General features: G+C 73.4%; 16 protein-coding genes and 2 pseudogenes. 10 read left to right on the forward strand and 8 right to left on the reverse strand.

Features of this window, described 5'->3' with window-relative positions:
* Positions 1-385 precede the first annotated feature (385 nt).
* From JNW91_RS12040 to JNW91_RS12070, 7 genes and pseudogenes are all read left to right on the forward strand, one after another.
* Positions 386-871, forward strand: coding sequence for a hypothetical protein (locus JNW91_RS12040; RefSeq protein WP_203174936.1), 486 nt, complete (start codon positions 386-388; stop codon positions 869-871).
* A gap of 44 nt (positions 872-915) precedes the next feature.
* A complete protein-coding gene (locus JNW91_RS12045; protein ID WP_088950574.1) occupies positions 916-1071 on the forward strand; it encodes a DUF4177 domain-containing protein in 156 nt (51 codons plus the stop codon).
* A 115-nt stretch (positions 1072-1186) separates the two neighbouring features.
* Complete coding sequence (locus JNW91_RS12050; protein ID WP_203174937.1) at positions 1187-1648, forward strand: RidA family protein; 462 nt, start codon at positions 1187-1189, stop codon at positions 1646-1648.
* Between the two features lie 113 nt (positions 1649-1761).
* A pseudogene (locus tag JNW91_RS12055) lies at positions 1762-2597 on the forward strand (MBL fold metallo-hydrolase).
* Entirely contained in the window at positions 2594-6196 is a 3603-nt protein-coding gene (locus JNW91_RS12060; protein WP_203174938.1) for an adenylate/guanylate cyclase domain-containing protein, read from the forward strand. The pseudogene JNW91_RS12055 and the gene JNW91_RS12060 overlap by 4 nt, the downstream one beginning before the upstream one ends.
* A gap of 193 nt (positions 6197-6389) precedes the next feature.
* On the forward strand, positions 6390-6881 hold the full coding sequence (locus tag JNW91_RS12065) for a hypothetical protein (protein WP_238424826.1): 492 nt from the start codon (positions 6390-6392) through the stop codon (positions 6879-6881).
* Between the two features lie 30 nt (positions 6882-6911).
* Complete coding sequence (locus tag JNW91_RS12070; RefSeq protein ID WP_203174939.1) at positions 6912-8426, forward strand: serine/threonine-protein kinase; 1515 nt, start codon at positions 6912-6914, stop codon at positions 8424-8426.
* Here JNW91_RS12070 and JNW91_RS12075 read toward each other — a convergent pair.
* Positions 8413-8745, reverse strand: a complete 333-nt coding sequence (locus JNW91_RS12075; protein WP_203174940.1) for a hypothetical protein — start codon at positions 8743-8745, stop codon at positions 8413-8415. The two genes, JNW91_RS12070 and JNW91_RS12075, sit on opposite strands and share 14 nt — an antisense overlap.
* A 163-nt stretch (positions 8746-8908) precedes the next feature.
* On the opposite strand from JNW91_RS12075, the gene JNW91_RS33120 reads away from it, so the two are divergent.
* Genes JNW91_RS33120 through JNW91_RS12085 form a run of 3 tightly spaced genes read left to right on the forward strand, consistent with a single transcriptional unit; the run spans position 8909 to position 11006 of the window.
* A complete protein-coding gene (locus JNW91_RS33120; protein ID WP_255545106.1) occupies positions 8909-9487 on the forward strand; it encodes a transporter substrate-binding domain-containing protein in 579 nt (192 codons plus the stop codon).
* Positions 9484-9849, forward strand: coding sequence for a type 2 periplasmic-binding domain-containing protein (locus tag JNW91_RS33125; protein ID WP_407664310.1), 366 nt, complete (start codon positions 9484-9486; stop codon positions 9847-9849). Before JNW91_RS33120 ends, JNW91_RS33125 begins: the two co-directional genes overlap by 4 nt.
* A complete protein-coding gene (locus tag JNW91_RS12085; RefSeq protein WP_203174941.1) occupies positions 9846-11006 on the forward strand; it encodes a hypothetical protein in 1161 nt (386 codons plus the stop codon). Before JNW91_RS33125 ends, JNW91_RS12085 begins: the two co-directional genes overlap by 4 nt.
* 10 nt (positions 11007-11016) lie before the next feature.
* On the opposite strand, the gene JNW91_RS12090 is transcribed toward JNW91_RS12085, so the two are convergent.
* The 7 genes and pseudogenes from JNW91_RS12090 to JNW91_RS12120 form a co-directional block, all read right to left on the reverse strand.
* Entirely contained in the window at positions 11017-12180 is a 1164-nt protein-coding gene (locus JNW91_RS12090) for an acyl-CoA dehydrogenase family protein (protein WP_203174942.1), read from the reverse strand.
* Positions 12177-14162: an ATP-binding protein gene (locus tag JNW91_RS12095; protein WP_203174943.1), complete on the reverse strand. Its 1986-nt coding sequence runs from the start codon at positions 14160-14162 to the stop codon at positions 12177-12179. The genes JNW91_RS12090 and JNW91_RS12095 overlap by 4 nt, the downstream gene beginning before the upstream one ends.
* Before the next feature lie 68 nt (positions 14163-14230).
* Positions 14231-15832, reverse strand: a complete 1602-nt coding sequence (locus JNW91_RS12100; RefSeq protein WP_203174944.1) for an acyl-CoA carboxylase subunit beta — start codon at positions 15830-15832, stop codon at positions 14231-14233.
* Positions 15829-17024: pseudogene (locus tag JNW91_RS12105) on the reverse strand (acyl-CoA dehydrogenase family protein). The gene JNW91_RS12100 and the pseudogene JNW91_RS12105 overlap by 4 nt, the downstream one beginning before the upstream one ends.
* 4 nt (positions 17025-17028) lie before the next feature.
* Positions 17029-18639: an acyclic terpene utilization AtuA family protein gene (locus tag JNW91_RS12110; protein ID WP_238424831.1), complete on the reverse strand. Its 1611-nt coding sequence runs from the start codon at positions 18637-18639 to the stop codon at positions 17029-17031.
* A gap of 56 nt (positions 18640-18695) precedes the next feature.
* Positions 18696-19493: a TIGR03084 family metal-binding protein gene (locus JNW91_RS12115; RefSeq protein WP_203174946.1), complete on the reverse strand. Its 798-nt coding sequence runs from the start codon at positions 19491-19493 to the stop codon at positions 18696-18698.
* 36 nt (positions 19494-19529) lie between these two features.
* On the reverse strand, positions 19530-20135 hold the full coding sequence (locus tag JNW91_RS12120) for a TetR/AcrR family transcriptional regulator (RefSeq protein ID WP_203174947.1): 606 nt from the start codon (positions 20133-20135) through the stop codon (positions 19530-19532).
* Positions 20136-20182 lie beyond the last annotated feature (47 nt).

Raw genomic sequence — 20182 nt, forward strand, 5'->3', positions numbered from 1 at the left:
CCGGCCTGGTCGCCGCTGGGTGGCTGGGTCATGTCTTTCCCCCGGGGGTGCGGCGCCCGTCGCCACCCCTGGCGTCGAGCGTGTATCGAGCGGGCGGCCGGGCGCAGCGCGACCGTCCGACCGGAAGGGTAGCGGGCAACCGCCGGATCGGTGTCGCCCCCACCGTGCCGCGGAGCCCACCGGCCCGACCGGCAGGACCTCGCTGTCGCGAACAGTCAGGCTTCCTACCTGCGATGTGTCGCATATGTGACTACGGGTGACCGACCGTGCGCGTCCTGTTGGCGGGACTGCCGCCGCCGACCTACCTTCGTCCCGGTGCGGGGGCGGAACGGACGAATCGTCCGGACCGGAAGCATGATCCGACTGGTACGACCGGAGGCAGTGCATGCGCGACGCGGACAACATCCCTCGCACCCAGTTCCCGACCAACGAGCGGCACCGCCGGACGGGGCCGGTGGGCGAGGCGGCTGGCGGGCCGGTCGGCAGCCTGCCGGTCAACGAGCGGTCCTACCGTCGGCTTCCGGAGCCGCCGGAGGTGGATCGCGCGTCCGGCCGTCCCTCCGAGCGGACCCGGGACGACGACGAGCCCGGCTTCGTCATCCACCTGCCGATCCGGGTGCCCGACCTGGCGGCGGCCACCGTGCTGGCCGGTCAGGTCGCGGTGTCCCTGGGCTTTTTGGCGGAGCTGGACGCGGGCGAGACCACCGTGTCGAACGCCGACGACCAGAACAACCGGCATCGGGTCTTCTGCGACCTGCTGCTGCCCGACCGGTCGCGTTGCCCGCAGGGCTACGAGCACCAGGGGCCGTGCGGCGAGCTGCCGACCGCGCCGGAGCAGCGTCCCGCACCTCGCTCGGCCAGCGGACCGTAGGCTGTGCCTCGAACAATTCCGCACCGAGAGGGAGCCCTTCAGCGATGCAGAAGTGGGAATACTCCACGGTCCCGCTGCTGGTCCACGCGACCAAGCAGATCCTCGACAACTGGGGCGAGGACGGGTGGGAACTCGTCGCCGTGATCCCTGGCCCGAACCCGGACCAGCTGGTCGCCTACCTGAAGCGGCCGAAGGCGTGAGCGCGAGGAGTGCAGCGCAGCGGAGCCCCGCAGTCGCGAACAAGGGGCCAGCGCCGCTGAGCGCGAGGAGTGCAGCGCAGCGGAGCCCCGCAGCCGCGAACAAAGGGGTGACGCGATGAGCAGCGGTCCGCACGCGAAGCTCGCCGAGCTGGGGCTCGATCTGCCCGACGTGGTGCCGCCGGTGGCCAGCTACGTGCCGGCCGTGCAGTCCGGGCAGCACGTGTACGTCTCCGGCCAGCTGCCGATCGCCGAGGGGAAGCTGCTGGCGACCGGCAAGGTCGGCTCCGGGATCTCCGCCGAGCAGGCGAAGGACCTGGCCCAGCGCTGCGCCCTCAACGCCCTGGCGGCGGTCGACTCGCTGGTCGGTCTGGAGAACGTGGTCAAGGTGGTCAAGGTGACCGGTTTCGTGGCCTCCGCGCCCGGCTTCACCGGACAGCCCGCCGTGATCAATGGCGCCTCCGACCTCTTCGGCACCGTCTTCGGCGAGGCCGGCCGCCACGCCCGCAGCGCCGTGGGTGTGGCCGAACTTCCCCTGGACGCCCCGGTGGAGATCGAACTGATCGTCGAGGTCGCCTGACAGCGCCCCGCGATCTTGCACTTCCGGCGGACGAAAGCCCTGAACAGGGATGAATCAGGGGCTGCAAGTGCAAGATCGCGGGGCGTGGCGGGCGGGGTCGTACGATCGCAGCCATGAGCGGGCACGTGACGGGGGCGGTGGCGGCGCTTGCCGACGAGCTGCCCCGCTGGGTTTCGCTGCTGCGTGCGCCGAACCCCGGCCCGATGACCCTCGACGGCACCAACACCTGGGTGTTGCGCGCCCCGGCGGCGGAGTACGCCGTCGTGGTCGACCCGGGGCCGGCCGACGAGGGGCACCTGGACCGGATCGCCGGGCACGGCCCGATCGGGCTGATCCTGATCACCCACGGCCACCCCGACCACACCGAGGGCTCCGCCCGGCTGAGTGAACTGCTCGGTGGTGTGCCGGTACGCGCCGTCGACCCGGCGCACAGCATCGACGCCGACCCGCTCACCGCCACCTCGGCGCCACTGGACCTGCCCGCCCTGGCGGTGCGGCCGGTGCCCACCCCGGGGCACACCGCCGACTCGGTCTGCTTCCTGGTCGAGCACGGCGACGAACGGGTGGTGCTCACCGGTGACACCATCCTCGGCCGGGGCACCACCGTCGTGGCCCACCCGGACGGGCACCTCGGCGACTATCTGAACAGCCTGGAGCTGCTCTCCGCGTACACCGGGATCCCGGCGCTGCCGGGCCACGGCCCGGCGCTGGCCGACTGCGCCGCCGCCGCCGACTTCTACCTGGCCCACCGGCGGCCCGGCTCGACCAGGTCCGTGCGGCGGTCGATGCCGGCGCCCGCACCCCCGCCGAGGTGGTCGCGGCGGTCTACGCGGACGTGGACCGCTCGTTGTGGTGGGCGGCCGAATGGTCGGTCCGTGCCCAACTGGAGTATCTGGGCGTCGGCACCGGGGAATCCGCGCCGGGGGTCAGTGGGTTGGAGCACATGTGACCTGCCCGGTGTGCGGAACCGTTGCCGTCCCCGGCGCGCGGTTCTGCCACAACTGCGGTGCCGCGCTGCCGGCCGCCGCGACGTTGCCGGCGGCCGAGCGTCGGGTGGTCACCGTGCTCTTCGGCGACCTCTCCGAGTTCACCTCCTGGTCGGAGGATCTCGACCCGGAACGTGTCGGCGCGGTCACCGACCGGGTGCTCGCGGCCCTCGCGGGTGCGGTGAAGACCTTCGGCGGGCACGTCGACAAGCTGACCGGCGACGGGATCATGGCCGTGTTCGGCGCCCCGGTGGCGCACGAGGACGACGCCGAACGCGCGGTCCGCGCCGCCCTGTCCATGCAGCGGGCCGTCCGCCGGGTACTCGACGACGAGCGGGGCGGCGGCGCGCCGCTCGGGCTGCGGGTGGGGCTCAACACCGGCGACGTCATCGCTGGCATCCAGGCCGCCATCGAGTACACGGTCATCGGGGACACGGTGAACACCGCCGCCCGGCTGGCCGATGCCGCCGCCGTCGGCGCCGTCTACGCGGGCGGGCGGACCGCCGCCGCGACCCGGCATGTGGCGTCCTGGCGGGCACTGCGCCCGCTGCGCCTCAAGGGCAAGCGTGAGCCGGTCGAGGCGTACGAGCTGTTGGGTCTGCTGGACGCGCCGGGCACCCGTTCGGGGCTGGGCGACGAGGCGCCCTACGTGGGCCGGGAGACCGAGATCGGCCGGGTGGCCGGCCGGCTCGCCGAGGTGATCGACCAGGGCGACCCGCGGGTGCTGCTGATGACCGCCGAGGCGGGTATCGGCAAGTCCCGGTTCGCCGCCGAGGTGGAACGCCTCGCCGCCGGGTACGACGTGGGCGCCGGCCGGTACGCCGCGCACACCGGTGCCCGGGTGCTCTCGGTGCGCTGCGCGGCCTTCGGCGAGCGGCGTCGCCTCGCGCCGCTGGCCGACCTTGTCCGCGCCGCGGTCGGCCTGCCGAGTGACGCGGCCACCGCGCTGACCCGGCCCGCGGTGGATGAGCGACTGCGCCGGCTCGGCCAGCGGCTCGCCCGCGCCGGCGGCGAGGTGCCCCCGATCGCCACCGACCAGCTGCTCGCCCTGCTCGGCTATGCCGAACTGCCCACGCACACCGGCACCGACAACGGCGAGTGGGGCGGCGCGGGCCCGCAGGCCGCGGACGCCGAGGCGGTGCCGAACGCGGTCGCCGACCTGCTCAGTGGGCTCGCCGCCGAGGCGCCGCTGGTGATCGTGGTGGACGACCTGCACGATGCCACCGCCGAGACGATCCGCGCTCTCGGGCTGACCCTGTCCCGGCTCACCGGCCCGGTGCTGGTGCTGCTGCTCGGCCGCCCCGAGCTGGTGCGTACCGCCGGTGCGCTGACCCGGGTCGCGGACGCCGAGGTGCACTCCCTGCCGCCGCTGCGCGGCGCCGACGCGGCCCGACTGCTCACCAGCTACCTCGGCGGCGGCAAGCTGCCGCAGTCGGACGCGGACCGGCTGCTCGCCACCGCCCAGGGCAACCCGTTCTACCTGGCCGAGCTGGTCACCCTGCTCATCGAGCGGGGGGCGCTCACCACCGCGGAGCGGCCCACCCCCGGTGCGCGGGATCAGGGTCCGGCATCCGGCTGGCGGCTGGTGCCCGGCTCGTTGGGCAGCCGGCTGCTCTCCCGGGACCTCGCCGCCGTCCTGGCCGCCCGGATCGACGCGCTGCCGCCGGACGCCCGCTCGGTGCTGCGGGACGCGGCGGTCGTCGGTGACACGGTGCCGACCGGTGCGCTGGAGGCGCTGCGTGAGCAGCGCGCCGGCCGCGACGGGCGACCCTCGGCGGTGGTCGCCGTGGAACTCGACCGGGCCGTGGAGGAGCTGCTGCAACGCCGGATGCTGCACCGCACCCGTGCCGGCTACGCGTTCGCCACCCCACTGATGCGGGAGGCCGCGTACGCCGGGGTGAGCAAGGCGGAGCTGGCCGAGCGGCACGCCGCGTTGGCCCGCTGGGCGGCGCCGGTGGACGGGACCACGGCCGGCACGGTGGGCGGGTTCACAGAGGAGGCGCGCGACGACTTCGTGGCGACGCACGTCGAGCGGGCCGCCCGGCTCGCCGACGCGGTGAAGTTGCGCCCGGACGCACCGGCCCGGGCGGTGGGCCCGCTCGGGGTCGCCGCGCTCGGTCGGGCCGCCCGCCGATCGCTGTCCGCCGGGGAACCGGCGATGGCGGTGGAGTACGCCGAACGCGCCGCCGAACTGGCCCGCGACGGGGTGCCGGCCGCCGACCGGGTCGTGCACGCGCGGGCGTTGCTCCAGATCGGCCGGGTCGTCGACGCGCTCGCGTTCGCCGAGAAGATCGCCGCGAACACGGGCGACGAGGCGGTGCGGGCCAGCGCCCTGCTGCTCGCCGGCCAGGCCCAGCAGACCCTCGGCGACCAGGGGCGGGCGGTGTCCGCCTGGCAGGAGGCGTTGCAGGTTGCCACGGCCGGCGGCCTACCCACCCTGCGCGCCTCGGCGATGCGCCGGCTCGGCATGGCCGACTTCGTGGGTGGGCGGTTGAGTCAGGCGAGCAGCCGGCTGGCCGCCGCCTACCAGGTGAGCCTCGGCGCGCAGGATCGACGCGGGCAGGCGTGGTCGTTGCAGAACCTGGCCTGGGTCACCACCACCCGGGGTGACTTCGCCGGCACCGACGCGGTGCTCGGCCGGGCCGCCCGACTCTTCGCCGAGTTGAAGGACCCGTACGGGCGCGCCTGGCTGCGGGGCACCACCGCGTTCGCCCGCCTGCTCGCCGGACGGTTGGGCGAGGCGTGTCGACTGGCGCAGGTCTTCCTGCCCTTCGGTGAGCGGGTCGGCGAGGCGTGGGCGGTGGGCACGCTGCGCGCGGTGGCGGCGTTCGCCACCGCCGAGTTGGGGGAGCTGGCCGAGGCGGACCGGGAGGCCCGACGGGCGTACCGCGAGTTCGCCGCGGCGTCCGACGACTGGGGGCGCGGGTTCGCGCTGGTGGTCCGTGCCGTGGTCGCGCGCGGGTTGGGCGAGCCGGAGCACGCGGCGGACCTGCTGACCGACGCCCTGTCGTACGCCGAGTTGACCTCGCATCCACTGCTCACCGGGATGGCCGGCACGTTGCACGGCTTCGTGGCCCTCGACATGGGCGACTGCGAGACGGCCGAGCGGGTGGCCCGCGCGGTGCTGACCACCGTCGAGCCGCACAACCCCCAGGCGCCGGCGCAGGTCGCACCCCGGGTGCTGCTGGCCACCGCCCGACTGGCCGCCGGTGACTCGGCGACCGCGGTCGGGCTGCTCGCACCGGTGGCGACCGCCGCCGCGAGCGCGCCGTCGCTGCTCTTCTCCCGCCGCCAGACGATGGCCCGGTACGCGTCGGCGCTGCTGGCGCACGGTCAGCGGGAGCAGGCGTTGGACTGGGCGCGGCGGGCGGTCACCGCGCCGGCGGAGGACGTCCGCAGTCAGGTGATCGCGGCCGGTGTGCTGGCCGAGGCGCTGGCGGCCTGCGGCCATCCGCAGGAGGCCCGGTCCTGCGCGGACGAGGCGGTCCGTCTGGCGTACGCCACCGAGCAGCGCAGCGAACGCGCCGCCGCGGAGTCCCTGCGCGCCCGCCTCTCCGACTGACCTCGGTGATCAAGAGGTTCGCGTCAGGAAACGGGCTTCTCGTGACCGGAACCTCTTGATCAACCAGCTGGGGAGCTGGGATCCGATTGTGGCGGTTTCGGGGATGTGATCGTCGGGCCCAGGGGCTAGCGTGTTAGCACCGTCGACTGGTCCACAGTGGTGGTCGTCGCCGTCGTGCCTGGGGAGGCTCTTCATGAAGCTGCCGCGTTCCATCGCGGGCTGGACCATCGCGGTCTTCGGTGTGCTGGCGCTGGTGATGGGCGCGATCGGGCTGCTCTGGCCCGAGGCGCAGCTGCGCATGCTCGGGCTCGACGTGCCGGCCACGCGTGCCGTCGGTGATCACACCGGCACGTTCCTGCTGGCGTCCTCGATGGCGGCGTTCAACATGGGCGTCTACTACCTGCTCGCCACGGTCACCGAGTGGCGGGTGTTCTACCGATTCACGGTGGTCTTCCGGCTGGTGACGTTCACCGTGTTCACCATCGCCGTGCTGGCCGACATCGCGCCCGACCGGTTCTTCGGGGTGGCCGCCTGGGAGGGGCTGGGCGCGGTGGCCACCGCGATCGGTCTGCGCCTGGATGCCCGCCGGGGCGCGTCGGTCGGCACCGACGCGACGCCCGCCGGTGCCGGCGCGTCGGACGACGTCGGGGACGCCGGGGCCGCGCCCGCGGACGCGGTGCGCTGAGCCGCCGGCAGGGTTGGGTATTTTCGAGCAGTGACCGACACCCCGACCGGAGGTTTGCCGGTGCCGAACGTGCCCGGTCTGACCGATTTGCGGGTCTTTGCCCGGGGTGGTTACGCGACCGTCTACCAGGCCACCCAGATCTCGGTGGGGCGCGAGGTCGCCGTCAAGGTGGAGAACCGGACGCTCGACAACGAGCGCGACCAGGCCCGCTTCCTGCGTGAGGCACGGGCGGCCGGGCGGATGTCGTCGCACCCGCACGTGGTGGACCTCTTCGACGTCGGGGTCACCGTCGACCAGCACCCCTACCTGATCATGGAGCTCTGCGACGGGTCGTACGCCGAACGGATGCGCACCTCGCCGCTGGGTCCGGTCGAGGCCCGCGACCTCGGCATGAAGATCGCCGACGCGCTCGCCCACTCGCATGCGGCCGGGGTGCTGCACCGGGACGTGAAGCCGGCGAACATCCTCTACTCCAACTTCAACTCGGCGGTGCTGGCCGACTTCGGCCTGGCCGTGCTCGCCGAGGCTCGGGACGCCTCGGTCACCCTGGAGGTGCTCACCCCGGCGTACGCGCCGCCGGAGATGTTCAGCCACAGCCCGCCGTCCCCCGCCGTCGACGTGTACGCCCTCTGCGCCACCCTCTACGCGGTGATGCACGGCCGGCCGCCGCGCTGGCAGTCCGAGCGCAATCCCAGCCTGGTCACCGTGCTGGAGATGTTCAACCAGCCGCTCCCCGGCCTGCCGGGCGTACCGGACGAGCTGATCGACGTGCTGCGCGCCGGCATGGCCAACGACCCGGCCGAACGACCCACCGCCCTCGAACTGCACGAGATGCTCGCCGGTCTGCCCCTCGGCCCGCCGTCGGCGCCGGTCAGCGGCGCCCCGGTCAGCGGCGCCCCGGTCAGCGGGGGCGCGACCTACTCCGGCCCGCACGTCGCCAGCCAGCCGCTTCCCCGCCCCGCCGTGGAGGACACCCACCCGACCGCCCCCGCTGGCCGGCGCTGGCGGCGACGCTGGTTCCTCGGCGGAGCGGGCGCGCTCGCGCTGGCCGCCTCGGCCACCGCCGGCGCCTGGGTGGCCGGCGGTTCACCACCGCCCGATCCGTCCCCCTCGGCCAGCCACGTGGCCGCGCCGGCGACCGGGCCACTGCCGGGCTGCACGACCGGCGCCGGCACGCCGACAGTCCTGCCCGAAGGCGCCCGCTGCCTGCCCGAGTTGGAGTGCTTCGGCCCGATGCGGATCCGCGGCACCCACGCCGAGGCGGCCCGCGTCCCGTGCTCCGGTCCGCACACCTGGGAGACGTACGCCGAAGGGCTCCTGCCGGTGTCGCTGGTCGGCGCCGAGTACGACGAGGTGGTTGCCGCCGGGCCGGTCCGGCAGGTGTGCAGCGTCACCACCTTTCGGTTGACCACCGGAATCGCCGAAACGACCGGATGGCACCTGGAGGTGTTGCCGCCTGTCGAGGGCAGCGTCGACCGGGCCTACCGGTGTCTGGCCGGGCGGGGCGTGAACGCGCTCACCGCGCCCACCCTCACCGATCGCTGAGCCCGCCCGACCCGCGCCGCCGGTCGCGCACCGCACGTAACGCGTCCCGGCTGTCCAGCGCGTCGAGGGTGTCCGCGTCGATCCCGTGCGGCATCAGCTCCAGTGGCCCGACCGCTGCCGATCGGTCCGCCGGCTCGGGGCTGTCGCCCTGTCGGGCGGCCGAGGTGGCCACCCCGGCGACCATGACCAGCAGGACGCAGAGCAGCGCGAGCGCCACGCCGAGCAGATCCTGGCGGCGCCAGACGACCAGCGTGACCAGCGGCGCGAGGGCTCCCAACGCCGCGACCACCGCCACCGTCCGCGCATCGGCCCTGGGCAATCGACTCACCCCTCCAGCATGTCCGGCCCGGGCGGCTGTCAACCACAGAGCCCGGCCGGCACGCCGACGGTCCGATCCCGACGGGCCCGGCGCGTGGGCCTACGAAGTGGACCAGAGTCGCTACTCTCGGTGTCCCGCAGGCTGTTGCGTCAGCGAGGTCACCATGAACGTAGGTAGCTCCCAGTCCCGGCTCCGCGCCGTCGCGACGACGCTGGCGGTCGCCGTGACCCTCACCCTGGCCGCCGCCGCAGGCTGCGACAGCCGCAAGGAACCGGACCTGTCGTCGGTGCAGGAGAAGCTGCGCGAGACGCACATCTACGGTCAGTCGAAGCTGCGCATCGGCGTCGCCACCAACGAACCGCTGATGGGCGAGCTGCGCAACGGTCAACACGTCGGCTTCGACGTCGAGATCGGCCGGTACGTGGCGGCGTCCCTCGGCTACGAGGGGGACCAGCGGCTGGAGTTCGTCTCGGTGGCCACCGAGGACCGCATCCCGGCCCTGCAGGGCGGCATGGTCGACCTGGTGGTGTCCAGCTTCTCGATGACCGAGGAGCGCAGGAAGCTGGTGAGCTTCGCCGGGCCGTACTTCGTCACCACACAGGAGGTGATGGTGAGACCCGACTCAAGGACAAGATCCGCACCATCGAGGACCTGCGTGACCCGGCCTACAAGATCTGCACCAGCGGTGGTTCCACCACCGAGGCCGAGCTGGAGAAGCACCAGGTCAAGGCGCTGGTGGTGAAGGACGTCGGTGACTGTGTCGCCGGTATCCGGGAGGGCCGCTACGACGCGGTCAGCTCCGACGAGACGATCCTCGCCGGGTTCCTGGCCAGCTACCCCAAGGATTTCGAGATCGTCGACATGCCGTTCGGCACCAGCGAACTGCTCGGCATCGGCGTGCCGATCGGTGACCCGGCGCTGCGCGACCTCGTCGCGTTCTTCCTGCAGAAGAGCTACCAGCAGGGCCGGGACGGGCAGGCGAGCCCGTGGCAGACGGCGTACAACCGGACCCTCGGCCCGTGGCTGAAGGCCGAGAAGCGCCAGCCGCAGCCCCTGGAGGTGCCGAAGCTGGTCGACTTCGACGACAAGGCGCCCGCGAAGTGAGCACGGCCGCGACCGCCACCGGCGGCGACGGCCCGGTTCCGCCGCCCCGCGCGGCCGTGCCGGCCGACAGCGGTCCGCCGGCCGCCGAGGTGGACGCAGCAGGGTGGCCCGTCGGTGTGCCGGTCGCCGAACCCGCCGAGCCGGTCGTCGCCGAGGCCGAGCCGGGACGCGTGCGGTGGGATCCGGCGGAGCGGCGCGCCCGCGCCAGCCAGTCGTTCTGGACCGCTCTGGTGGGCGTACCGGCGATCTTCTCGGTGCTCCGGCTCGGCGTGGAGGCCGGCGGAGAACTCCAGACCACGCTGCTGCTGGTGGCCAACGTGGGACCGGTCAATTTGCTCGCCGGCTTCCTGACCACCGCTGCCCGGCTGCTGTCCACCGGGCTGGTCGCCGTCTTCGCGCTCGGCGCGGTGCTGGCCGTCAGCGCGGATCGGCTGCCGCCGGGCGCCCGCCGTCGTCCCCTCTTCGCCCGCTGGGCCGACATCACTCCGGCCTGGGTGGTGTTGGCCAGCTTCCTGCTCGCCCTGCTCACCTGGCCGCTGCTCTACCTGCCACTGCTGTTGCCGGCGTTCGTGGCCGCGTTCCAGTTGCGCCCCGAGCGGCTGCACGAACGGGTCCTGCCCCGCCTGCTGCTGATCGTCGCGCTGCTCGCCGGGTACGGCTGGCTGCTGCTGCCCATGCTCCGGGACGCCTGGGAGCAGGGCGAGTGGCTGGTGCTGGCGCTCGTCGTGGTGCCGCCGCTGCTGGCCGTGTTCATCGCCGGGCCGCTGCCCGGCATGGTGATCCGGCCGCTGGCGACGCTGACCGAGGTGGCGGTGCTGGCCATGCTGGTCTGGGCCGCCCTTCCGGTGATCAGCACACCGGTGCTGCCGTTGACCGTCACGACCGTCGGGGCGGAGAACGGCCCCACCGAGGACGTACGCGGGCACGTCGTCACCACCGACGACGTCAACATGGTGATCCTTCAGGAGCAGGGCGGAGTGCGGTACGTCCCGGTCGGCCTGGTGCGCGCGCAGGTGCTCTGCCCGAGCGAGGAGGAACTGCCCCGGCACCGGCTGCGCGTCCACGACTTCCACATCGAGGATTCGCTGCTGGAGGGGATGGGCCGCCGGGTACGCCCGGTGCATCGCATCGACGCCGCCTGTCGCGCCCCCGGCTGACCGCCGCCGCTCAGTAGGACTTGTCCTGGCCCAGGACGTGCTGCGCGACGAAGTTGAGGATCATCTCGCGGCTGACCGGGGCGATCCGGCCGGCCCGGACCGCACCGAGCAGGGTGGCCACCCCGTACTCGGTGGTCATGCCCGCGCCACCGAGAGCCTGCACGGCGGTGTCCACGGCGAGCGCGGCGGCCTCCCCGGCGGCGTACTTGGCCATGTTGCCGGCCACCCCGGCCTCCAGGTCGCGGCCGGCGTCGTACAGCGTGGCGGCCTTCTGGATCATGAGGCGGGCCAGCTCGACCTGCACCGCCGCGTGCGCCAGCGGGTGCGACACGCCCTGGTGCGAGCCGATGCTCCGGCCGCCCCAGACCGTGCGGGTGGCGGTGTACTCGCTGGCCCGCTCGATGGCGTACCGACCGGTGCCGGCGCCCATCGCGGCTACCGTGATCCGTTCCGGGTTGAGCCCGGCGAACAGCGCCGGCAGGCCGGCATCCAGCGACTCGCCGACGAGCGCGTCGGCGGGAAGTCGAACGTCGTCGAGGTAGAGCAGGAACTGGTTCTCCGGGGAGACGATCTCCATGTCCAGCTTGGACCGCGTCAGCCCGGCCGCGTCGGTCGGCACGAGGAACAGCGCCGGCTTGAGCTTTCCGGTCCCGGCATCCTCGGTACGCGCCACCACCAGCACATGGGCGGCCTCGTCGACGCCCGAGATGTAGCACTTGCGGCCGGAGAGCAGCCAGCCCTCGCCGTCGCGGCGGGCCACCGTGCCGAGGCGGTGGAAGTTGGAGCCGGCCTCCGGCTCGGTGATCGCGAAGACGATCTTCTGGGAGCCGTCGGCGAGACCGGGCAGGTGCCGCTTGCGCTGCTCCTCGGTGCCGTGCCGGTTGAGCACGGTGGCCGCGATGGCGGGGGAGACCACCAGCAGCAGCAGCGGACATCCGGCCGCGGCCAGCTCCTCGCAGACGATGGCCAGCTCGGTGATGCCGCCGCCCCCGCCGCCGTACTCGGTGGGGATGTTGACCCCCAGGTAGCCGAGCCGACCCGCCTCCGCCCACAGCTCGGTGGTGTGCTCACCGGCCTTCGCCTTCTCGACGAAGTAGCGGTGGCCGTAGCGGCGGCCCAACGCCCGCACGGCGTCGCGAAGCTGGTCCTGCTCGGGGGTGAGGTCGAAGGTCATCGGGAATCCTCCTCTTCAGCGTCGATGACGGCCAACACGGCACCGGTGCGCACCTGACCGCCGGCCGGCACCGGCAGCTCGGCTACCACGCCATCGATCGGGGCGAGCACGGGGTGTTCCAGCTTCATCGCTTCCAGCGTGAGCAGTGGTTCGCCGGCCGAGACCCGCTGGCCGACCTGGACGTGCACCCGGGTCACTGCGCCGGGCAGCGGCGCGAGCAGCGACCCGGCCGCCAGTTCCGCCGCCGGCAGCGGGAGACGCGGCAGCTCGCTCAGGCTCGCCGCCCCGTCCGGGCCGTCCACGAAGACCTCCGGGCCCACCCGGTGTACGCGGTACGCGCACCGCACCCCGTCGACGTCGAGCACCACCCGCTCCGGGGTCGCCTCGACCAACTCCACGGCGGGCGGATCGCTGGCGCCGGGCTCGGCGGACCACTCGGCGAGCCCACCCGTGCGGTCCAGCCGGTAGCGGACCTCGACCTCGCCGTCCGGGCCGGCGAAGCGGGTGACCTGCGCGACGGCCGGCACGTTGCGCCAGCCCGACGGCAAGCCGCCCAGCACCCGGGCCTCGGCGCGGCGGCCGGCGGCCGAGGCGAGTGCCGCCGCGAGCGTCGCCAACGGGAGTTGACCGGTGGAGAGCAGGGGAGCGAAGACCTCCCGGTGCCGGTCCAGGAACCCGGTGTCGATCTCCCCGGCGGCGAACGCGGGGCTGCGCAGCACCCGGACCAGCAGGTCCCGGTTGGTGGTCACCCCGTGCAGTTCGGCCCGGACCAGCGCGGTGGCCAGCATCCGGGCCGCCTCGGCGCGGGTACCACCCCAGGCGACGAGCTTCGCCAGCATCGAGTCGTAGTGCACACCGACCACCGAGCCGGCCACCACGCCCGAGTCGAGCCGCAGGCCCGGCCCGACCAGCCCGCCGAACTCGGCCGCCACCTGGGGGACCGTGAACCGGTGCATCGTCCCGGTGGCCGGCCGCCACCCGGCCGCCGCGTCCTCGGCGCAGAGCCGTACCTCGATCGCGTGGCCGGTGCTCGCCGGCAGGGCCGCCGGCAGCGGCTCACCCTCGGCGACGAGCAGTTGCAGCCCGACCAGGTCCAGCCCGGTGCACAGCTCGGTCACCGGGTGCTCGACCTGAAGTCGGGTGTTCATCTCTAGGAAGAAGAACTCCCCACCCGGAGCGAGCAGGAACTCCACCGTGCCGGCGCCCAGGTAACCGACCGCCCGACCAGCGGCCACCGCCGCCTCGTGCATCGCCGAGCGCACCGACCCGGGTACGACCGCCGGCGCCTCCTCGACGATCTTCTGGTGTCGGCGCTGGATCGAGCACTCCCGGTCACCGAGAGCCACCACCCGTCCCTCGGCGTCGCCGAAGATCTGCACCTCGACGTGCCGGCCGCGTTCGACGTACCGCTCGATGAAGACCGTGCCGTCGCCGAACGCCGCGGCCGCCTCCCGGCGCGCGGAGGCGACGGCCTCGGCCAGCCCGACCGAGTCCCGGACGATCCGCATCCCCCGCCCGCCGCCGCCGGCGGACGCCTTCACCAGCACCGGAAAGCCGGTGATGTCCCCGGTGTCGGTCCAGCTCGGCAGCATCGGCACACCCGCCTCGGCGAGCAGCGCCTTCGCCGCCAGCTTGTCGCCCATCGCCGCGATCACCTTGGCCGGCGGGCCGACCCAGGTCAGCCCCGCGTCGGTCACCGCCGCCGCGAACTCGGCGTTCTCGGCGAGAAACCCGTAACCCGGGTGGACGGCGTCCGCGCCGCTGCGCCGGGCCGCGTCCAGGATCTTCTCGACCCGCAGGTACGTCTCGGCGGGCGCGTCTCCGGGCAACCGGACCGCCCGGTCGGCCTCGGCGACGAACGGCGCGGCGGCGTCCGCGTCCGAGTGCACGGCGACCGTCTCCACGCCGAGCGCCCGGCAGGTCGCGAAGATCCGGCGGGCGATCTCCCCCCGGTTGGCGACGAGCAGTTTCCGAATCGTCATCAGCGCTGAGCCTGCCTTTCGTTCGCGACTGCGGGACTCCGCTTCGCTGCGTTCCTCGCGCTCACGGGCTACATCCGGAAGACGCCGAAACCGTCGGCGCCCCTCACCGGGCCGTTGTGGATCGTCGAGAGGCAGAGCCCGAGGACCGTCCGGGTGTCCCGAGGATCGATCACGCCGTCGTCGTAGAGCCGGCCGGAGAGGAAGAGCGCGCCGGACTGCGACTCGATCTGCTGCTCGACCATCATCCGCATCGCCGCGTCGGACTCCTCGTCGTAGTCGCGCCCACGTGCGGCGGCCGCCTGCCGGGCCACGATGGACAACACCCCGGCGAGCTGCGCCGGGCCCATCACCGCCGACTTCGCGTTCGGCCAGGTGAACAGGAACCTCGGCTCGTACGCCCGGCCGCACATGCCGTAGTTGCCGGCCCCGTACGAGGCGCCCAGGTTCACCGTCAGGTGCGGCACCGTCGAGTTCGACACCGCGTTGATCATCAACGCGCCGTGCTTGATGATGCCGCGTTGCTCGTACTCGGTGCCGACCATGTAGCCGGTGGTGTTCTGCAAGAAGATCAACGGTGTGTCGGAGGCGTTCGCGAGCTGGATGAACTGGGCCGCCTTCTGCGCCTCCTCGCTGAACAGCACCCCCCGGGCGTTGGCCAGCACTCCCACCGGATACCCGTGCAGCTCCCCCCAGCCGGTGACCAGCGCGTCCCCGTACGCCGGCTTGAACTCGTCGAAGTCACTGCCGTCCAGGATCCGGGCCAGCACCTCACGCGGGTCGAACGGCACCTTCAGATCGGCGCTGGTGATGCCGAGCAGTTCCTCCGGGTCGTACTTGGGCCGCTGCGGCACCGCCGTCCGCGGCGACGGACCCTGCTTGCGCCAGTTCAGCCGGCGTACGCACTGCCGGGCCAGCCGGATGCCGTCCCGCTCGTCCACAGCCAGGTGGTCGGCGAGCCCGGACGTGGAGGCATGCATCGCCGCCCCGCCCAGCGACTCGTCGTCGGTGACCTCACCGGTTGCCATCTTCACCAGCGGCGGCCCGGCCAGGTAGACCTGCGACCGGTCCCGAATCATGATCACGTGGTCGGACATCCCCGGCACGTACGCCCCACCGGCGGTGGCGTTGCCGAAGACCACGCTGACCGTGGGGATGCCGGCCGCCGAGAGCCGGGTCAGGTCCCGGAACACCCTTCCGCCCGGGATGAAGATCTCCGCCTGGGTGGGCAGGTCCGCCCCGGCCGACTCGACCAGGTTGACCATCGGCAGCCGGTTGGCCAGGGCGATTTCACCGGCCCGTCGGGTCTTGGCGAGGGACCACGGGTTGACCGCGCCGCCGCGGACCGTCGGGTCGTTGGCGACAATCAGGCACTCCACGCCCTCGACCACGCCGATGCCGGTGACCACGCTGGCCCCCACCGGGAAGTCGGTGCCGTACGCGGCGACCGGCGACAACTCCAGGAACGGGCTGTCCGCGTCGACCAGCAGCTCAATCCGCTCCCGGGGGAGCAGCTTGCCGCGGGCGTGGTGCCGGTTCACGTACTTCTCGCCGCCGCCGGCCCGCGCCTGGTCCAGCGCGGCGTCCAGCTCGGCCAGCCGCTCCAGCAACGCGGCCCGGTTCGCCGCGTACCCGGGCGAGGCCGGGTCGATCGCGCTGCCCAGGATGGTCATAGGCCCATACCTTTCGCGATGATCTCGTTCATGATCTCGGTGGTGCCGCCGCCGATGCCGAGAATCCGCGCGTCGCGGTAGTGCCGTTCCACCTCGGCGTCGCGCAGATAGCCGAAGCCGCCGTGCAGTTGCAGCGCCTGGTCGACGACGTGGTCGCAGGCGGCCACCGCCACGTTCTTCGCCATCGCCACCTCGGTCACCACCGGCTCGCCCGCCGCCACCCGGGTAGCCACCTCGTGCACGTACGACCGGGCCGCCTCGGTTCGCGTGTGCATCTCGGCCAGCCGGTGCCGGATCAGCTGCCGGCTGGCCAGCGGCCGCCCGAAGGTCTCCCGGTCCCGGCACCAGCGCACGGCCAGTTCGACGCAGCGCTGCGCGGTCGCGTAGGCATGAGTCGCCAGCGAGAGCCGCTCGGCTGCGAAGTGCTGCATGATCGCCAGGAAGCCGGTGTTCTCCGCACCGATCCGGTTGGCGACCGGGACCCGGACGTCGACGAAGGACAGCTCGGCGGTGTCCGAGCAGTGCCAGCCCAGCTTCTCCAACCGGCGTCCCACCGTGAAACCGGGCGACCCCTTGTCGATGACCAGCAGGGTGAGTTCGCCGCTGCCGAGAAAGTCGGTGCACACCGCCGTGGTCACGAAGTCGGCGCGGTGTCCGCTGGTGATGTAGGTCTTCGACCCGTTCACCACGTAGTGGTCGCCGTCGCGGCGGGCGGTGGTGCGAATGCCGGCCACGTCCGAGCCGCCGTCCGGCTCGGTGATCGCCAGCGCGCCGATCATCGTGCCCGCCAGAGTGGGCCGGACGTACCGCTCGATCAGGCCGTCGTCGCCCGGCGACGAGGTGCCGCCGAGTCGGCCGCCCAGCGAGCCGCCGGTGCGGGCACCGGCCGCCGCGACCATGTGCGGCAACGCGATGCCGTGCGTGAACAGGGCCGCGACCAGCCCGGACGAGCCGCCGGAGCGGATCAGCTCCTCGGTCACGATGATCGAGTCGAGCAGGTCACCGCCGCTGCCGCCGACCGACTCGGGGAAGCCGATGCCGAGCAGGCCGAGCTTCGCGGCGTCGCGTGCAGGGCACGGGGTACCTCGCCGGCCCGCTCCCAGTCGTCCAGGTGCGGCAGCACCTCCCGGGTCACGAACGCGCGGGTCAGTTCGCGCAGGTGCCGCCGCTCGGGGGTGTCCACGATGCTCATCGGGTCACCTCGCCGGTACGTCGGCCGGCAGGTCGACGATCCGGGCGCGCAGCAGCTCACCGAGCGCCTTGGCCTGCGGGTCGAACCTGGTGGACGCGGCCACCCCCGCCCCGAGCAGGCCCTCGATCACGAAGTTCACCGCGCGCAGGTTGGGCAGCTCGTAGCGCCGCACCGGCAGCGGCGCGGTCTCCGGCAGCAGCGCGGCCAGCCGCTCGACGGTCAACCAGGCGCGCAGCCAGGCGTACCCGGCGTCGGAGCGCGCCCAGACACCGAGGTTGGCGTCCCCGCCCTTGTCGCCGGAGCGCGCGCCGACCAGCTCACCGAGCGCTCCGCGCCGGCTCGGACCCTCGACCGCGTCGCCGCCCGCCGCCGTCTCGGTCTCCGGGTCGGGAACGAGGGCCGTGCGGATCGGTGGGGCGATCGGCACCCGCTCGCCACCGGGCAGCACCGCGACGTGGCTCACCTCGCTCTGTGGTATCTCGTCGGCGGTGAAGACACCGTACGGGGTCGCGTCGCCCGGCAGCGTGGTCAGCGTGCAACCCGGGTACGAGGCCAGCGCCAGCTCCACCACGGCGGCCGAGAAGGCCCGTCCGGCCCGCGCCTTGTCGCTGTCGCGCAGGTGTACGTGCAGCAGGGCGCTGGCGGCCTCGGTGTCGGCGGCGTCCGGGTGGTCGGTCCGGGCCAGCGTGAACTCCAGCCCGTCCTTGCCCACCGCCTCCTCGATCTGCCCCCGGACCAGCGCCGCCTTCGCCTCGAGGTCGAGTCCGCAGAGGACGAACGTCATGGAGTTGCGGAAGCCGCCGAGGTTGTTGACGCCGACCTTGAGCGTGGGCGGTGGCGGTGTGCCCCGGACACCGGAGACCCGGACCCGGTCCGGCCAGTCGGGGCGCAGTGTCACCGTGTCCAACCGGGTGACCACGTCCGGCCCCAGGTACGCCGGCCCACCGATCTCGTAGAGCAGCTGGGCGGTGACGGTCTCGACGGTGACCGCGCCACCGGTGCCCGGATGTTTGGTGAGCACGGTGGAGCCGTCCGCGTACACCTCGGCGATCGGGAAGCCGGGGCGGTGCCCACCGTCGGGCAGTTCGGTGAAGAAGCTGAAGTTGCCGCCGGTGACCTGCGCGCCGCATTCGACGAGGTGTCCCGCGACGCTCGCCCCGGCCAGCTCGTCGAGGTCGTCGCGGCCCCACCCGTAGCGGGCGATGGCCGGGCCGACCACCAGCGACGCGTCGGTGACCCGCCCGGTGACGACCACGTCCGCCCCACCGTCGAGGCAGGCGGCGATCCCGAACGCGCCGAGGTAGGCGTTCGCGGTCAACGCGTCCGGCCGCTGGAGCGCGTCGCCCTCGACGTACCCCACCCGGGCGGTCAGGCCCAGCCGGGCGGCGAGGGCGTCGATGGCCGCGGCCAGGCCCGCCGGGTTCAACCCGCCGGCGTTGGTCACGATCCGCACCCCCCGGTCGAGGGCCGTGCCGAGGCAGGTCTCCAGTTGACGCAGGAACGTCTTCGCGTAGCCGAGGTCGGGATCGCGCAGCCGGTCCCGGCCGAGGATCAGCATGGTCAACTCGGCCAGGTAGTCACCGGTCAGGACGTCCAGTTCGCCGCCGTCGAGCATCTCCCGCCAGGCGGTGAACCGGTCGCCGTAGAAGCCGGAGGCGTTGCCGATGCGGATCACGCGCGTACTCCGCTCCCGCCCGCTGGCCTCCGGCCGTCACCCGGCGGCCCGGCGAACGCCTGCGCCACGTCGAGCCACTCGTCGGCGACCGGTCCGGTGGCCAGCAGGGCGAGGTCGGCGCGGTGGCGGCGTTGGGTGACCAGCAGGCAGAAGTCCAGGGCCGGACCGCTCAGCCGGTTGGCGGCGTCCGCCGGACCCCAGGTCCACGTGTCGCCGCCGGGCCCGGCCAGCTCGACCCGGACCGGCGCCGTCGGTACCTCCCGGCCGTGCGCGGCGAAGCCGTGCCCGAGGGTACGCACGCCCAGGTGCGCCACGTGCCGGAGCCGGTCGCTGGCGGGGCGGACGACGCCGAGGGTGTCGGCCACGTCCGCACCGTGTGCCCAGGTCTCCATCATTCGGGCGGTCGCCATCGAGGTGGCCGACATCCGGGTGCCGTACCAGGGCAGCTTCGCGCCGGCCGGAGTGGCGGCCAGTGCGTCGACGAGTGCGGTCCGTCCGGTCCGCCAGCGGGCGAGCAGCTCGGCCGGCGGGGCGAGGAACTCTTCGGCACCCGCGTCCACCATCCGGTTCACGTCCGGCGCGGCGGTCACCGTCGCGTAGAACGCCTCGTGGTCGGTGGCGGCCAGCAGCGCCACGTGGTCGGTCCAGGCGAGGTGGGCGATCTGGTGCCCGATGCTCCAACCCGGTGCGGGGGTCTGCCGCGCCCAGTCGGCCGCGGGCAGTGCGGCCACCATGGCGTCAAGCTGGGCGGACTCGTCGGCCAGGTCGGTGAGCAGGTCGGTGAGGTCGACCATGGTGCCTCCGGTCGGTGGGGCCGGCGGGGCCGGCGGTCAGGGCGTGAGCAGGGTCGCGAGTTGCCGTTTCCAGGTGACCAGCAGGGCGGTGCGGCGGGCCGAGTCGTCGTTGAGCAGGTTTGCCACCCCGAGCCCGCGCAGCAGGTCGAGGGTGGCCTGCACGGCTTCGCGGACGCCGGGTCGGCGCTCGTCGACGCCGAGCAGGGCAACGGTGAGGCGGTGCATCTCCCGGCCGACGGTCGCCTCCAGCGGCACCAGGGCGTCCCGAAGCTCCCGATCCGTGCGGGCGGCGACCCAGAGCTCGAGCGCGGCCACGAAGAGCGGCCCGGTGAACGCCGCAGCGAGCAGGTCGACCACCCGGTCCAACCGTTGTGGGCCGGCTGGCAGCGCCTCGGCCTCGGTGCGCAGCTCGTCGGCCCGCCGCTCGGCCAGGTGGCCCACGGCGGCCGTCACCAGTGCGGCCTTCGTCGGGTAGTGGTGCAGCTGGGCGCCACGCGACACACCGGCCCGGGCGGCGACCACGGTGGTGGTGGTGCCGGACCAGCCGTGCTCGATCAGGCAGTCGACGGTCGCCTCCAGCAGCCGGGCCCGGGTGGCGCGGCTGCGCTCCTGCTGAGGGACGCGCGTCGATGCGGTGGACACGGGAACAGCCTGCGGCCTACGAAACAAACAGTCAAGACTGACTTTTT

Source organism: Micromonospora parastrephiae (genome assembly GCF_016802865.1).
GTDB classification, from domain to species: Bacteria; Actinomycetota; Actinomycetes; order Mycobacteriales; family Micromonosporaceae; genus Micromonospora; species Micromonospora parastrephiae.

Excerpts from the sequence above, each read along its gene's own strand:
- JNW91_RS12040 (WP_203174936.1), top strand. The coding sequence starts at position 386 with ATGCGCGACGCGGACAACATCCCTCGCACCCAGTTCCCGACCAACGAG.
- JNW91_RS12045 (WP_088950574.1), top strand. The coding sequence starts at position 916 with ATGCAGAAGTGGGAATACTCCACGGTCCCGCTGCTGGTCCACGCGACC.
- JNW91_RS12050 (WP_203174937.1), top strand. The coding sequence starts at position 1,187 with ATGAGCAGCGGTCCGCACGCGAAGCTCGCCGAGCTGGGGCTCGATCTG.
- JNW91_RS12065 (WP_238424826.1), top strand. The coding sequence starts at position 6,390 with ATGAAGCTGCCGCGTTCCATCGCGGGCTGGACCATCGCGGTCTTCGGT.
- JNW91_RS33120 (WP_255545106.1), top strand. The coding sequence starts at position 8,909 with ATGAACGTAGGTAGCTCCCAGTCCCGGCTCCGCGCCGTCGCGACGACG.
- JNW91_RS12090 (WP_203174942.1), bottom strand. The coding sequence starts at position 12,180 with ATGACCTTCGACCTCACCCCCGAGCAGGACCAGCTTCGCGACGCCGTG.
- JNW91_RS12095 (WP_203174943.1), bottom strand. The coding sequence starts at position 14,162 with ATGACGATTCGGAAACTGCTCGTCGCCAACCGGGGGGAGATCGCCCGC.
- JNW91_RS12100 (WP_203174944.1), bottom strand. The coding sequence starts at position 15,832 with ATGACCATCCTGGGCAGCGCGATCGACCCGGCCTCGCCCGGGTACGCG.
- JNW91_RS12110 (WP_238424831.1), bottom strand. The coding sequence starts at position 18,639 with ATGCTCGACGGCGGCGAACTGGACGTCCTGACCGGTGACTACCTGGCC.
- JNW91_RS12115 (WP_203174946.1), bottom strand. The coding sequence starts at position 19,493 with ATGGTCGACCTCACCGACCTGCTCACCGACCTGGCCGACGAGTCCGCC.